At 62.1% G+C, this 14,557-nt stretch carries 13 protein-coding genes and 1 riboswitch; of the genes, 2 read left to right on the top strand and 11 right to left on the bottom strand.

Annotated elements, in window-relative coordinates; all coding sequences use genetic code 11:
* Positions 1 to 152: 152 nt before the first annotated feature.
* The 4 genes from fahA to ATN38_RS05965 all read right to left on the bottom strand — a co-directional run bounded on the left by fahA (position 153) and on the right by ATN38_RS05965 (position 4,065).
* Positions 153 to 1,343 carry a fumarylacetoacetase gene (fahA, locus tag ATN38_RS05980; RefSeq protein WP_193594999.1) on the bottom strand — a complete coding sequence of 397 codons (1,191 nt, stop codon included), beginning with the start codon at positions 1,341 to 1,343 and terminating at the stop codon, positions 153 to 155.
* Positions 1,340 to 2,209, bottom strand: coding sequence for a hypothetical protein (locus ATN38_RS05975; RefSeq protein ID WP_050654754.1), 870 nt, complete (start codon positions 2,207 to 2,209; stop codon positions 1,340 to 1,342). The genes fahA and ATN38_RS05975 overlap by 4 nt, the downstream gene beginning before the upstream one ends.
* Positions 2,206 to 3,405, bottom strand: coding sequence for a homogentisate 1,2-dioxygenase (locus ATN38_RS05970; protein WP_050654753.1), 1,200 nt, complete (start codon positions 3,403 to 3,405; stop codon positions 2,206 to 2,208). Before ATN38_RS05970 ends, ATN38_RS05975 begins: the two co-directional genes overlap by 4 nt.
* A 108-nt stretch (positions 3,406 to 3,513) precedes the next feature.
* Positions 3,514 to 4,065, bottom strand: a complete 552-nt coding sequence (locus ATN38_RS05965; RefSeq protein ID WP_007733603.1) for a MarR family winged helix-turn-helix transcriptional regulator — start codon at positions 4,063 to 4,065, stop codon at positions 3,514 to 3,516.
* Between the two features lie 104 nt (positions 4,066 to 4,169).
* Here ATN38_RS05965 and ATN38_RS05960 point away from each other — a divergent pair, with 104 nt between their 5' ends.
* Together ATN38_RS05960 and ATN38_RS05955 are read left to right on the top strand one after the other, a co-directional pair.
* The gene (locus tag ATN38_RS05960) at positions 4,170 to 4,784 is read left to right on the top strand and encodes a TetR/AcrR family transcriptional regulator (RefSeq protein ID WP_003939912.1); all 615 of its coding nucleotides are present in this window, start codon (positions 4,170 to 4,172) and stop codon (positions 4,782 to 4,784) included.
* A gap of 173 nt (positions 4,785 to 4,957) precedes the next feature.
* Complete coding sequence (locus ATN38_RS05955) at positions 4,958 to 6,556, top strand: ABC transporter substrate-binding protein (RefSeq protein ID WP_050654752.1); 1,599 nt, start codon at positions 4,958 to 4,960, stop codon at positions 6,554 to 6,556.
* A 58-nt stretch (positions 6,557 to 6,614) separates the two neighbouring features.
* Here the strand turns inward: ATN38_RS05955 and metE are convergent, their stop codons facing one another.
* The 7 genes from metE to ATN38_RS05920 form a co-directional block, all read right to left on the bottom strand.
* Positions 6,615 to 8,879: a 5-methyltetrahydropteroyltriglutamate--homocysteine S-methyltransferase gene (gene metE / locus ATN38_RS05950; RefSeq protein ID WP_039973353.1), complete on the bottom strand. Its 2,265-nt coding sequence runs from the start codon at positions 8,877 to 8,879 to the stop codon at positions 6,615 to 6,617.
* Positions 8,880 to 9,037: 158 nt separating this feature from the next.
* Positions 9,038 to 9,239, bottom strand: a riboswitch (cobalamin riboswitch).
* Positions 9,240 to 9,344: 105 nt separating this feature from the next.
* Positions 9,345 to 9,782, bottom strand: a complete 438-nt coding sequence (locus tag ATN38_RS05945; protein ID WP_003940179.1) for a helix-turn-helix domain-containing protein — start codon at positions 9,780 to 9,782, stop codon at positions 9,345 to 9,347.
* A gap of 219 nt (positions 9,783 to 10,001) precedes the next feature.
* Positions 10,002 to 10,631 (bottom strand): response regulator transcription factor, encoded by a 630-nt coding sequence (locus tag ATN38_RS05940; RefSeq protein WP_003940330.1) that lies wholly within the window; start codon positions 10,629 to 10,631, stop codon positions 10,002 to 10,004.
* A complete protein-coding gene (locus tag ATN38_RS05935; protein WP_042451298.1) occupies positions 10,628 to 11,752 on the bottom strand; it encodes a sensor histidine kinase in 1,125 nt (374 codons plus the stop codon). Before ATN38_RS05935 ends, ATN38_RS05940 begins: the two co-directional genes overlap by 4 nt.
* Entirely contained in the window at positions 11,753 to 12,547 is a 795-nt protein-coding gene (locus ATN38_RS05930) for an ABC transporter permease (RefSeq protein ID WP_007733595.1), read from the bottom strand. It abuts the gene before it with no gap.
* Entirely contained in the window at positions 12,547 to 13,503 is a 957-nt protein-coding gene (locus tag ATN38_RS05925; protein ID WP_003940598.1) for an ABC transporter ATP-binding protein, read from the bottom strand. The genes ATN38_RS05930 and ATN38_RS05925 overlap by 1 nt, the downstream gene beginning before the upstream one ends.
* Positions 13,504 to 13,548: 45 nt before the next feature.
* Entirely contained in the window at positions 13,549 to 14,496 is a 948-nt protein-coding gene (locus ATN38_RS05920; protein WP_003940332.1) for a DMT family transporter, read from the bottom strand.
* Between the last annotated feature and the right edge of the window lie 61 nt (positions 14,497 to 14,557).

Genomic DNA, 14,557 nt, shown 5'->3' with positions numbered 1-14,557 from the left:
AAGCACCCGCACCTCAGCAGAGGGGGTTGCTGCGACGTCACGGAGCCAGGACTCTCGATCGCTCTGGATGGTTAGTCCAGCTTATCTTCGGAGAATCGTGAGGCAAGGAATTCCGGACATCAGATCAGCGTGAATCAAACAGTTGTCAATCACTATCTTTCGGTTTGCGTTGCAGGCAGGATCCGAGCGTGAACATCCCCGAAGCCGATTCGTGATCCGCCGGCGCCGGGAGCGGTGGCTGAGATGGCGATGGTGTCGCCGTCTTCGAGAAAGGTACGGGTCTCGGAGCCCACAGCTACGGGTTCCTTGCCGCCCCACGTCAGCTCGATGAAGGCGCCGCGCTGATCTTTGTCCGGTCCGGAAATGGTTCCGGACGCGAAGAGATCGCCGGTGCTCGCTGCTGCGCCGTTGATGGTGGTGTGCGCGAGCATCTGCGCAGGCGACCAGTACATCTGGGCGTAGGGCGGCCGGGAGACGACGTGACCGTTCCATTCGACGGCCAGGTCGATGTCCAGCCCCCACTTCTCTTCACCACGCAGATAGGAAAGCGGTTCGGGATCCTGCACCGGAGTGTCGATTCGGGCTGCTTCGAGAGCGAGCAAGGGTACGACCCACGGTGAGATGGAGGTCGCGAAACTCTTCCCCAGGTTCGGACCGAGGGGCACGTACTCCCACGCCTGGATGTCTCGGGCAGACCAGTCGTTCACGACCACGGCGCCGAAGACGTACTCGGCAAATTCGTCCGGGGTGATGGAATCGCCCATCTTCGAGGGAGTTCCGACGATGAACCCCATCTCGGCTTCGATGTCGAGGCGCCGGGACGGTCCGAAGTCCGGGCTTTCCTGATCGGGTGCCTTCCGCTGTCCGCAGGGACGAACGATGTCGGTGCCGGAGACGACGATGGTGCTCGAGCGCCCGTGGTATCCGACGGGAAGATGCTTCCAGTTCGGCATCAAGGGGGCTGCGTCCGGGCGGAACAACCGCCCGAGGTTGGTTGCGTGATTCTCCGAGGCGTAGAAGTCGACGTAATCGGCCACTGCGATCGGCAAATGCATTGTCACCGAATCAACGGAAAACACTGCATTCGAGTCTATTTCGCTAGTCACGAGCTCCGTGATCCGGTTTCGCACCGATACCCACTGATCTCGTCCCTGAGCCATGAACGCGTTCAGAGTCGGTTCGGAGAAGACGGAATCACCTAGTGTCGCTGCGAGATCGACCACCGATTCGGCGACGCGCACACCGACACGCGGTAACCCTCCCGCGGGGGAGAAGACCCCGTACGGCAGATTGTCGAGACCGAACAGTGAGTCGGCGGGAATGTCGATGGTCGTGACAGTCATACGAGAGTTCCTTCGGTTTTGTCGGAGCGGACGATCAACCCGAGGCCTTCCAGCTCGGTCAGAGGGTCCGAGATGCTGCAGGTACCGAACGAGAGGAATCGGCGACGCACCTCGCCGGCCTCGTCCTCGGTGAGGTCGGCCAGGGCTTGCGCGATCGATTTTCCATCGCGCTGAGACAGTGCAGCAACAATTTCCGAACGATCGGCGCCCCGCCTCGCCGCGTCGACGGCCACCATGATGTTGAGGAAGCCGTGTTGCTCGAAGCCTGTTTCCGGATCGGTGTTGCGCACGCCGTGGTGCAGTCCCGCAGTCGCCTTGAACGGGATATTGGCTCGGACAACGGATATCACCGCATCGGCGAGCTCTTCCTCGTTCGGGTACGCCTCGGCGACAATCCCGCCGGTGCGAAACTTTGCGGAATGCCCGGCAGTTTCGAGAGCTGCCAGATAGCCCGCGCGCCGATCACCTCGAGGCACCTCGACAAAAATGTCGACGTCGGGATGAGCGGCATGGACACGAGCGATTTCCTCGAAGGCCGCATCGGCGTCCAACCCGTCTGGAATTCCCACCTCGACGGCGGCGACGTGAACACCAGGGATGGCTCGCGCGTTCGAGAGTGCGGCCGCCGTATCGGATGGGCCGGCCGGCACGGTCAGACTCAGCGTCACCGGGCTGTCCGCTGAAACGTACGCAGCCAGTTCGCTCAGTCGAGGCGCGGGAAAAACGAAAGGCCCGACCAGTGCGTCGTAGTCCGCCTGCAGGTAGGCGGCGTGGGCCGGAATTGCTTCGGCGAGAGAAGCATTGCCGGGTGGGAAAAGTGCTGCGTCGTCGCACAGGCCGCGCAGGAGTGGGGAGATGATCGTCATTGCCTAGGCCCCCGCCCTGCCCAACTCCAGGCGTACGCTTCGTCCTCGCAGGCAAGGGCTCCCTCACCCAATTCGAGGGGCCGGAACGTATCGACCATGACGGCCAGCTCGTCGAAGAACTCGGCGCCGATGCTCCGCTCGTAGGCGCCGGGTTGTGGGCCGTGGGCGTGGCCGCCGGGATGAATAGATATCGAACCCTGTCCGATGCCGGAACCCTTGCGTGCCTCGTAGTCACCGCCGCAGTAGAACATGATCTCGTCCGAGTCGACGTTCGAGTGGTAGTACGGCACCGGGATCGACAGGGGGTGGTAGTCGACCTTGCGCGGAACGAAGTTGCAGATCACGAAGTTGTTTCCCTCGAACGCCTGGTGGGCCGGCGGCGGTTGGTGAACACGGCCCGTGATCGGCTCGTAGTCGGAGATGTTGAAGGTGTACGGGTACAGGCAGCCGTCCCAGCCGACGACATCGAAAGGGTGCGTGGGATAAACTATTCGGGTGCCGACGATGCCCGCCGACGTTCGGTGCTTGACCAGTACCTCGACGTCGGTTCCTTCGGCGATCATGGGCGCGATCGGTCCGTGCAGGTCTCGTTCACAGAACGGTGCGTTCTCGAGCAGCTGGCCGAAGCGGGAAAGATAGCGCTTGGGCGGGACGATGTGACTGTTCGCCTCGATGGCGTAGGCACGAAGTGGCTTGTCACCCTTGGGGATCCATCGATGCGTTGTGGACATCGGGATCAGGACGTAGTCACCTTCACTGGCCTCGAGTGCACCGAAGACGGTCTCGACGGTCGCCTCGCCAGATTCGATGTAGACCATCTCGTCGCCGATTGCGTTGCGATACAGGGGAGATGGCGCTGCCGCAACGACGTAGGACAATCGCACGTCGGCATTTCCGAGGATGAGACGACGGCCGGTTACCACGTCGGTCTCGTTCCAGGTGCTTTCGGGAAACAGCGTGTGGAGTTTCAGATGGCGCGGTTTGAGGGGATGGTTGGGGGTTGTGCTCTGATCGCGCAGTTCCCAGACCGTTGCGTCGACGATGGCCGACGGGATCTCGCGGTGGTACAGCAACGAAGAATCCGAGGAGAAACCTTCCTCTCCCATCAGCTCTTCGTAGTAGAGGTTGCCGGACTCGTCACGGTGTTGGGTGTGACGCTTCGGTGGGATGTTGCCGAGTTGTCGATAGAACGCCATGACGGGGCTCCTTCTGTGCTGTTCTGCCTGGCTCACCTCCACCAGATAGTAAATACATTAACTAAAATGATGTGATGAGCGCAACCCTCCAAGGGGTTCGGGTCTATGTCAGTTACGTCCGCGTACGTCGAACTGGCTGCGGTTGGTGATCAGTTTGTCCAGGAGCATGACAAGAATTCGCTGTTCGGCCTCGCTCAGGACGCTTACCCAGGCGTGTTCGCGTTCGTTCTGCTCGCGAAAGGCTTCGACCATGGCTTCTCGGCCCTTGGCGGTCAGGTACAGCTGGACGGAACGGCCGTCGTTCTCGGTGGGCCGACGATCGATCAATCCGTCTGCCAGCAGCGACTTGGACAGATTGGAGACCGCTGCCCTACTCATGCCGGTGAGCTCGGCGGCAGCCTTCGGCTCGATCGGACCGGCCAGCCAGGTGACGAACAACAGCCTGAAGGAGGACCATGACCAGCCGCGAGGGCGGTGGATCGACGACTCGAGATCGTAGGTGACCACGTTGGAAGCCCGATTGAGTGTCAGTAGTACCTCGGTGGCCAGCTGGTCGCGAAAGCCGTGTTCGGTGGCCAGTCGCTTGTTGGCCAGTTCGATGAACGACCAGAAGTTCAGCACGCCGACGGTTGGCTGGTCATCGGTTGTCCGGTCAGTCATGGACTAACCCTAGCGCGATCTGCAGTTGATTAATCCGTGTATTAGATCTCGGGGTTACGATGAAACTTCGCAACCCGGCACTGCGGTCAGGATTCTGAACTATCGTGACGCGCGTGACTGCGCGCAGCGACGAGTTTCCCTTGGACGTCGACCTCATGTCGGTGGGGCAACTCGAGCGGAGAGGACGACTGACCACGGCGGTGGTCGAGATGCTGGCCGAGATGCCGTCGGATCGAATCCAGATGAAAGACGTCTCGGAGCGTTCAGGCGTCGCACTCGGAACGCTGTATCGCTACTTTCCGACCAAACAGCAACTTCTGGCTGCGGCGATGACGGCGTGGAGCGGTCTCGAATCGGTCCGTCGTCCTGAGAAGTTGCGGGCAGACGGTGGTGAGAACAACGCGTACGAGCGGGTTCTGGCACTTCATCGTCGCGAGATGAAGGCATTCGAGCGTAGGCCCTACTTCGCTCGGTTGGAGATCGAACTCCATTCGTCCTCGGATCAGTTCGTGATCGAGTCGTTGGATCTGCGCGCAGCGGCACATCGGAGAATGCTGTTCGAGTTGATGGACGGCGTCCCGGCCGAGACGGCGAGGGTTGCGGCCGTGGCAATAGGCGGCACGATGTTGACGGCCCTTGCGCTGTGGACCAGTGGCCGGATCGGATTCGCAGAGGCCCAGCGGAACGTCGAAGACGTCATCGGACTGGTAATTCGCTGAACGGTTGCAACCTAGAATTCAGTTCTTGTTTCTGCTGTCATGAATGCGAATTATCGCTTCGGCTTTGTGAAAACGAAGACGCAGGACGAGACCTTACCTAGAATTCACTTACAAATATGTCGGGTGTCCGATCCAGGGATCGACGTATCCGTGAACTGTGAAAGTGAGTCGCAATGAAGCGCTCGTACCGAGTCCGCGCTCGAATCTGGATGGTTGTCCTGGCGTCGGCGACGCTGGTGGTGACGGGGTGCGCCGGTAGCAGCCAAGGTACGACCACGGATGCATCGGACGTGACGGTCGGAGTTGTCGGTGACCAGAACAACGGGGGAGAGCCGCGATCGGGTGGCACCGTGTCGTTTGCCACCTACAACGGGATCAGCAGTCTCGATCCGGCTGACCGTCAGGACGGCGGCGCTACCGGTGGTAGCGAAATGGCAGCCATCTACGACCTTCTCATGCGCTTCGATACGGCGGCGGGCGAATACGTCCCCCACTTGGCGCAGTCCTTGTCGGCCAACGGCGACAACACGGTGTGGACACTGAAATTGCGCGACGGCGTCACCTTCAGCGACGGCACTCCGATGGACAGTGCGGCAGTCCTGTGGAGCATCGATCACTATCTGCAGAAGAAGGGAACTCACGCGCTGGTGTGGAAGACCGCTGTGCGCGAGACGAATTCACCGGATCCGAGAACGGTCGTCTTTACATTGGCGCAGCCGTGGGACGAGTTCCCGATCATGTTCACCACCGGTCCCGGCATGATCGTCGCGCCCTCGTCGATGGCTACCGGCACGTTCACCCCGATCGGGGCAGGCCCGTTCACCGTCGAGAAGTTCGCCTCCCAGGACGAATTGGTGCTCGCTGCCCGTCCGACGTACTGGGACGGGGCGCCGTACCTCGAGAAGTTGCGCTTTCCCGCAATCGTCAACGAGAAGAGCAAACTGGAAGGATTGCACACCGACGGAATCCAGGTTGCCTATCTGAAGTCTCCCGACTTCATTCACGAGGCTTTCGAAGCCGGTGATCCCGGATTTGTGTACTCGGCCAGCATGGCCGGAGTTCTGGCAATCAATCAGCGCGACGATCGGGCAGCGAAGGACGAGCGCGTGCGTAAGGCGATTGTCGCTGCGGTGGACCCGAATACGTTCAACGAGCGAGTTCAGGGCGGCTTCGGCGAACCCGGCACCGACATGTTCGCGTCGTGGTCGCAGTGGCACGGATCGGTGGCCGGGAACGGCTTCGACCCCGAGGCGGCCAAGAAGTATCTCGCCGAGGCGAAGGCGGACGGTTACGACGGAAAACTGACGTACGTCGGGATGAACGATCCGGCGACGCAGCGCAGCGCACTGACGTTTCAGTCGCTCTTGCAGGCAGTGGGTTTCACGGTCGACATCACCTACGCAACCAGCATCAACGATCTGATTTCCATGCTGTACGCAAAGCATGACTACGACGTGTCCTACTTCGCGTTCAACGTGCTGGAAGAGTCACCGTTCGTGCGTATGTACGGCAACCTGTTCAGCGAATCGCCGTCGAACATCCTCGGTTACAAGAACGCTCGGATGGACGAGTTGCTCGGCAAGCTGCAAACGGCGTCGGGCGAGGATGAGCGGCGAGCCGTCATCGACGATATTCAGACCGTGGTCAACGAGACGGCGCCGATGGCCGTGGTCAACTCCGGCAAGGTCTTCATCCCGTGGCGCGAGAACGTCCACGGAGTGACCCCGAGTGCGGACGGGATTCTGCTCTTCGGCAACACGTGGTTGAGCTGACCCCCGTGCGCCTTTTTGGTAGTGCCCACTACCAAAAAGGCGCACAGGGGCTTTGCCCCTATAGCTCCGCTCGTACCAACTTCGCGGCTTCGACGAGGTTACGCAGTGACGCCTCGACCTCGACGGAACCGCGGGTCTTCAAACCGCAGTCCGGGTTGACCCACAACCGCTCGACAGGAACAGCTTTGAGTGCCTCACGCAGGGATTCGGCAATCTCGTCGACGCTCGGCACCCGCGGCGAGTGGATGTCGTAGACACCCGGGCCGACGCCGAGGTCGAACCCGACCGAACTGAGATCGTCGAGGACCTCCATGTGTGAGCGCGCCGCCTCGATGGACGTGACGTCCGCGTCGAGGCCGGCGATGGCGCCGATCACCGCTCCGAACTCGGAGTAGCACAGGTGCGTGTGGATCGCGGTGGAATCCGCGACGCCCGAGGTAGCCAACCGGAAGGCGCCGACCGACCAGTCCAGGTAGGCACGCTGATCCTCGGCGCGCAGTGGGAGTAGTTCTCGTAGAGCCGGTTCGTCAACCTGGATGATTCCGATTCCGGCGGCCTGCAGGTCGACGGTCTCGTCTCGAATGGCCAGTGCGACTTGATTTGCCGAGTCGACGAGGGGTTGGTCGTCGCGGACGAACGACCAGGCCAGAATGGTGACGGGTCCGGTGAGCATGCCCTTGACCGGCTTGTCGGTCAGGGACTGCGCGTACGTGATCCAGTCGACGGTCATCTGTTTCGGGCGGGAGACGTCGCCGTACAGAATCGGCGGACGCACGCAGCGGGTGCCGTACGACTGGACCCAACCGTTGGCGGTGGCGAAGAATCCGTCCAACTGCTCCGCGAAGTACTGGACCATGTCGTTGCGTTCCGGCTCACCGTGAACAAGAACGTCCAGGTCCAGCTTTTCCTGGAGCGCAACAACTTCGGAAATTTCGGCGCGCATACGGTTGACGTACTCGGCTTCGTCGATCTCGCCCTTGCGCAGTGCTGCGCGAGCGATGCGGATCTTCGAGGTTTGCGGGTACGAACCGATTGTCGTCGTGGGCAGCGGCGGCAGAGAAAGCAGTTCGTCCTGGGCAGCGCGACGTTCGGCGGCGGGCGCGCGACCGGTCGCCGAGTTCAGCACGGCGGCCAGGCGTCCCCGAACACTCGCATCATTGAGTCTGCGATCGTCCTTGCGGGTCGACGCGGCCGCTCGTGCCAGAGCGAACTCGTCTTCCACCGACTCCCGGCCCTGTGTGAGAGCGGTTGCGAGAGTTACTACTTCCTTGACCTTCTCGGTGCCGAACGCGAGCCACGAGCGCAGGGCCTTGTCGACATCGGCTTCTGCGTCGAGAGTGTACGGAACGTGCAGCAGGGAGCACGATGTGGAGACGGCAAGATTATCCACGCTGCCCAACAGAGCACCCAACGTGCTCAGTGCCGAATCCAGATCCGACCGCCAGATGTTTCGTCCGTCGACCACGCCGGCGACGACCAGTTTGCGGGCGAGTTCGGGGACGGAGCCGATCGAATCCTGACCGGCCACCAGGTCGACGGCAAATCCTTCGACGCCGGTGGACGCAAGCGCGGGCAGCGCCTCACGCAGCGAACCGAAGTACGACGCCAACAGGATCGACGGCCGCTCGGACAGCGCTGAAAGCTGTTCGTACGCAGCGCGTGCCGCTTCGATTTCCTCGTCGGTGCGATCGCCCACGAGGGCCGGTTCGTCGAGCTGAACCCAGCTCGCACCGGCCTTCGCGAGCCGACCGAGTAGATCCGCGTAGAGGGGGAGTAGTTCTTCGAGTCGCGAGAGCAGCGGCTCGTCGGTGCCGACAGCCTTCGAGAGCAGCAGGAAGGTGACCGGTCCGATGACGACCGGGCGGGCTGCAATGCCGTCGGAAAGTGCTTCTGCCAGTTCGGACAAGACCTTGGACGGGTCGAGTGCGAACGTGGTGGACGGCGAGATCTCCGGCACCAGGTAGTGGTAGTTGGTGTCGAACCACTTCGTCATTTCGAGCGGCGCGATGGTGTCCGTCCCACGGGCAGCGGCAAAGTAGCGGTCCAACGGATCGGCGACCGACGCGACGCGGTCGGGCAGCGCGCCGAGAAGAACTGCGGTGTCGAGCATCTGGTCGTAGAAGGAGAAGGTATTGACCGGGACGGAGTCGAGGCCCAGGTCACGGAGGTCGGCCAAGCCCTGCCGACGGAGGTCACGGGCGACAGCCTGCAGGGCGTCGGCGTCGATGCGCCCTGCCCAGTAGCTTTCGGTTGCCCGCTTGAGTTCTCGATGAGGACCGATGCGCGGTGAGCCCAGCACGGTCGAAGTGAATGTTGTTGTCACGGAGTTTCTCCAGATTGCCAATGCACTGATGGCCACTGCCGGCAGACGGGTACACCTCACGAGACCCCGAGTTTCAGCGGGCAGCACTGCCCGCACCGCACACGAGGTCCGATGGAGATCTACACGCCCATTCCACGAGGCGGTGGACCGTCGGGCACGGCGTGCCCGACACAGTCGGCAGGTCTTCGGACTCGCGGGCACTCGATCGAGTTGGATCGAACCTACTGGCCGTCGCTTCCCAGGCGGATGCCCAGTGCACATGAACGGCGGTCGTTCCTGCTTACCGCTGCGGGACAGTCCCGGATTTTCACCGGGTTCCCTCTCACCCCGACAGCTTGCGCTGACGGAGCTTCGACGCCGGGACCGGTCTTCGGGGCTCCTCATGACCGTGCCGGGCGAACCAGCTGCATCGACCAGCATAAGGCCAACCCTCCCTGAGCAGTCAAGGAGAGTCGGCGAAGGGCGCTATGCGCGTGACATGTAGGAATTCGAGTCCGGTGGTACGCGCGGAAGATTTTCGGAGGAACGTAGATTCTCCGCCATTTCGACAAGCAGATCCTGTGAAGACGGTGAGAGGTCGACGACACGGGAGGTGAGGTTCCGCAGGCGCACGTTGTGCAGCTGTTCGAGGAGGGAGAGGTCTGCCTCGCCACCTGAGATCGCGGGCGGAGTGTGATCGGACGGGGCGTAGAAGTAGTCCGGATGGACCTTGAAGAAGTGGGCGAGGGCGGCAACCACTTCGGGTGACGGATTGGTTCGGACGCCGGTGCGCAGTTGCGACAGGTACGGCGTCGAGATGCGGCAGCCGAACTCGGTCATGCCGCGAACGACCATCGCGTTGGTGACGTGAAAGTCGGCAGTCTCGAACAGCGAGTTCAAGCGATCGTTGAACTGGTTCGACATGAGACGTCCCTTCCCCCGCTACGCACAGGCTCCGTCGGTTCAATTAACTGCATCATAGCCAGGTATCGAACGATTAGCTGTTTCGGATTCTCGCGAAGCGGTCGTTTGCAGGGAAAATCCCTAGGGTAGAAGGTCCCTACTTTGAGTGATCTGGACAAATCGCCATCACGAATCGAACGGCGAACTATTTGCCGGGGAAGGCGATTCCAGACGCGCGGATCAGAGCCAGCCGTTCGACTCGGCGATTCTGACGGCTTCCGCGCGCGTCGACGCACCCGTCTTACCCATCGCGGATGACAGATGATTTCGAACTGTCCCTGCGGACAAGAAGAGCGCCCCTGCGATGGCTGCCACGGGTGCGCCGTCGTGAGCGGCGCGCAGTACTTGGGTCTCACGCTCCGTCAGGGGCGACTCGCCGCTGACGAGGCTGTCGGCCGCAAGGGTGGGATCGACGACGCGCAGTCCGGCGTGGACACGCCTGACCGCGTCGGCAAGCTGCCTGGCGGGGGTGTCCTTGACGACGAACCCGCCGGCCCCGGCGTGCAGGGCTTTACGAAGAAATCCGGGACGGCCGAACGTGGTGACGATCAGAACCCGGGTGTCGGGTGCTGCCTCGCGGAGGGCCGCCGTCGCGGCGATTCCGTCCATGCCGGGCATCTCGACGTCCAGAAGCGCGACGTCCGGGCGGTGTTCGAGAACGGCGGACACCACCTCGTCGCCGCGACCGACCTCGGCCACCACGGACAGGTCGGATTCCAGATCGAGCAGCGCGGCCAAAGCTCCTCGCACGAGCGCCTGATCGTCCGCCAAGAGCAGCCGTATGGTTGCTCGATCGCCCTGGCTGTTCACTCTGTCTCCTGTTCGACTACCTGAAGTGCAAACCCCTGCGGCTGGGGATGAGTGATGATCACTCGTGCGCCCGACGCTCCGGCGCGCTCGCGCAATCCGATCAGACCGTTTCCGGAAGACGTCGACTCGGCCCCTCGTCCGTCGTCGACGACCGACGCACTATTTTCGTCGACCGTGATCCGGCAGTGGGTCGCACCGCTGTGTCGAACGACGTTGGTGACGCCCTCACGGATCGTCCATGCAAAGAGTTCCCGAAGACGCGTGGGAACCATGTCGGTGCTGCTCGGCACGTCGTCTTCGATACCAGCCGCACGCAATGCCTCTCGCGCTCGGGCTATCTCGACGGGAAGAGAAATCCCACGAAATCCTTCGACGGCCGAGCGCACGTCCGCCAGCGCGTCTCGAGAGAGCCTTTCGAGGTCGTCGAGTTCGTTGCGCGCACGTTCGATATCGACATCGAGTAGGCGATTGGCCAGTTCGGCTTTGATCGTGATGACGGTCAGCGAGTGCCCGAGGATGTCGTGCAGATCCCGCGCCATCCTCGTTCGCTCCTCCATGATTGCCCGCTGCTCCTGCTCTTCGCGTTCGTGGAGTATGGCGAAGTTGCGGCTGATCAGGGACATGATTCCCCAGGTCGCGAACGCGGCCGCGCAGACTCCGAGTGAGAGTCCGGAGTAGTTCCCCCATCCGGACGAGAGGCTGACTATCTCCACGGAGGCCGCGAACACCAAGGCGAGAATGCCGCCGGCGACGGTCGGCAACAGTGTCACCGCTGTCACCGCGAGGTACGGTGCTGCTGCCAAACCTGTCGGCCCGACGCTCACGATCATCACGGCGGCCAACGCGGTCAAGGCGGCCAAAGCCAGTGCAGCTTCGCGAATCGTCGGCCGAGTCATTGTCATTCGACGCCGCTGCTGCGTTGTGGCGAACGTGTAGAGATAGAGCGCACTGAAGGCGACCGTCGCGAGAATCCCTGTCCAGCCGCGCAGTTCGTCGCGCAGATTCCATCCCTCGATCAGCGGCCCGCCGAGAAATACCATCCAGACCGCCGCGAAGAGAACGCCGAAACGATTCCGCCGCGGGAGCGCGACGGAATCTTCTCGGTCAGTCGTTTGCGACAACTACACACGCTCCGTATCTCGTTGGAACCGCCAGATCGCTCCGCCGGCGAAGATGGCGAACCACACCAGGATATTGACGATCCAGGTCCAGTGAATGCTATTGCCCGTCAACGGTGCGTGGGCGAGGGCGTTGATGCCGAACATCGGGGTGAACTGTGCGATGGTCGCCCATACGGAACCGTCGGTGAGTGGTACGAAGAGTCCGCCGCCGAATGCGAGCAGAGCCAGTCCCGGTCCGAGCAACTGCATGACGTTCTCACTGGGGAGTAGGTACCCCATGAACAGGCCGAAGGCCGCGAAGATCGACGATCCCAGCCAGGCGATCAATGCCGTTGTGAACCAGAGTGATCCGTCCATCTGCGCCGAGGTGAACGCGCCGACGACGTAGACCACGAGAATCGAGACGAGACCGAGCAGCATCGCCATGATCAGTTTGACGGCGATGTAGGCGACCGGGGTCAGGGGAGTCAGCCGAAGTTGTCGGCTCCACCCGGACGCTCGTTCGATCGAGACCATCGCGCCGCCGCTGGTGGTGGCCAGCATCGCGCCGTACAGGGCCATGCTGATCATGATGTACGCGGCGACATTGCCGTGCCCGATCCCGTGGTCGTCGTCGCCTTGACCGAGACCGAAGACGAGGAAGAAGACAACCGGCATGACGAGCGTGAAGATCATCGTGCGCCGGTTGCGAGTCAGGCGATGAAATTCCAGTCGCAGTAGCGTCGTGTTGAATCCGCCGAGAGGTACGACGGTTCGCTCGGCTCCGTAGGTATTCGCTTCGGTTGCAGTGGTCATCACTTCTGTCCTTCGGAGTTGTTCGACGTGAGTGCGATGAATGCGTCTTCGAGGCCACGCGAGACGATTTCGAGATCGCGAGCCTGGGTATTGGTCAACAGGAACCGTGCAACGGCATCGGTGTCACCCGAGTGCACGAGCAGTGACTCACCGCGCACCTCGACGGCGTCGGAGTTCGGTATGGCTCGCAGGAGTTCGTCGGTGATGCCTGGAACAGTCGCGCGCAGGGTGCGTCCGGACGCCATCGCCTTGACCTCGGCGGTGGTCCCGTCTGCGACCACGGTGCCTTGCCTGACCAGGATGATGCGGTCGGCGTAGACATCGGCCTCTTCGAGGTAGTGCGTCGCAAAAAGCACAGTGCGACCGTGATCTGCGTCGGCGCGGATGGCGGACCAAAAGTCCCGACGCCCTTCGACGTCCATGCCGGTGGTGGGCTCGTCGAGAATGAGCAATTGCGGGTTCGACAGCAACGCCATCGCAAATCGCAACCGCTGTTGTTGTCCGCCTGAGCATTTGCTGACCAGGCGATCGGAGATGTCGAGGATTCCGGCTCTCCCCAGCACTTCGTCGACCGGACGGGATTGGGAGTACAGGCTGGCGGTCAGCTGCACAGTCTCGGCAACCGTCAGCTCTTTCAGTAGTCCGCCGGTCTGCATGACTGCCGAGACGAGTCCGCGGGCAATCGCCGATCGAGGTGACATTCCGAAGACGCTCACCTCGCCTGACGTCGGCCGGGACAGGCCGAGGATCATGTCGATGGTTGTCGTCTTGCCTGCGCCGTTCGGGCCGAGGAACGCGACGATCTCGCCGGGGCGGATGCTCAGGTCGATACCTTTGACGGCGTCGACGGTTCCGAAACTCTTGCGAAGTCCGGTCAACCGGACGGCGTCGTGTGCCGATCCTTCAGTGAGTGTGTGCAGTGCCTGTGGTGAATGCCGTGCCTGTGTTGAGGTCATACATAGAATCTGCTCGCTTCGAGGTCGTGATCCCTCGTCCGTCCGTCATTCTTCTGCCATGACATTTGTCATCGGGTCGGCCGGTATCTGTTTCGGTGCAACCTGACCGAGGCGCGCGAGGACCAACCCCGCGATGATTGCTGCGCCACCTACAGCTTGGAGTGCGGTGACGGATTCCCCGACCAGGATCCACGCGGCGACGACCGCGCACAGCACTTCGGTCAGCGCTACCAGAGACCCGATTGTCGGCCCCAGCAGCGTGATCGCGGCGATGCCGGTGAGATAGGCAATGACAGTGCTGACCAGGACCAGGACCACCACCGGCAGCCACACGTTCACCGAATGGTCTGCCACGACGGCGTTCGAGGCCGAGAACTGGAGGGGGAGGACGCCTACGAGTCCGAGCGCGCCGATGACCACTGCACTGACCGTGAGCCCCGATGCCGCGAGAACAACAGGATGGAGATCACCGTCCGCACGTTCGGAAATGACGAAATAGACTGCAAGGCATGCCGCGGCGGCCAGTCCCCAGGCGACTCCGACGGCACTGATCTCTGCCGATCCGAAGACGTCGATCACCACGGCGGCGCCGATCAAGGCCACCGCCGCACCGAGAAGCGTCTGCACGCTCGGACGTGCGCCCTTGGTTATCCACACCCACCCGATGACGATGATCGGTGCAAGGTACTCGAGAAGCAATGCGACGCCGACCGAAAGATGTTGCACGGCATTGAAGAAGCACAGTTGAACGCCCGAGATCGCGAACACCCCGTACAGCAGTACCGTTCGCGTGTGGGTGCTCACCTGTCGTAGGCGAGGCCATTGGGTGGCTACGGCGATCACCATCATCACCAGTGCGCCGCCGGCAACGCGCGCGAACACTGCGCCGCCGGGGGACCACCCTGATTCGATGAGAGATTTCGCGAACGGGCCCGATACGCCGAACGTTGCCGCGGACAGCAGAGCGAAGATCAAGCCGTTGCGAGAGTTCACGTCGTCACCCGTCAGGAGTAAAAGCGATTACGATGCTGACATTAGGTTGATACGGCTCAGG

Origin of the sequence: Rhodococcus sp. FH8, from assembly GCF_019266085.1 — a bacterium.
Taxonomy (GTDB): domain Bacteria; phylum Actinomycetota; class Actinomycetes; order Mycobacteriales; family Mycobacteriaceae; genus Rhodococcus_F; species Rhodococcus_F qingshengii.
Note: the sequence above shows the minus strand (reverse complement) of the source record. Positions and strands in the feature narration are given on the sequence as shown.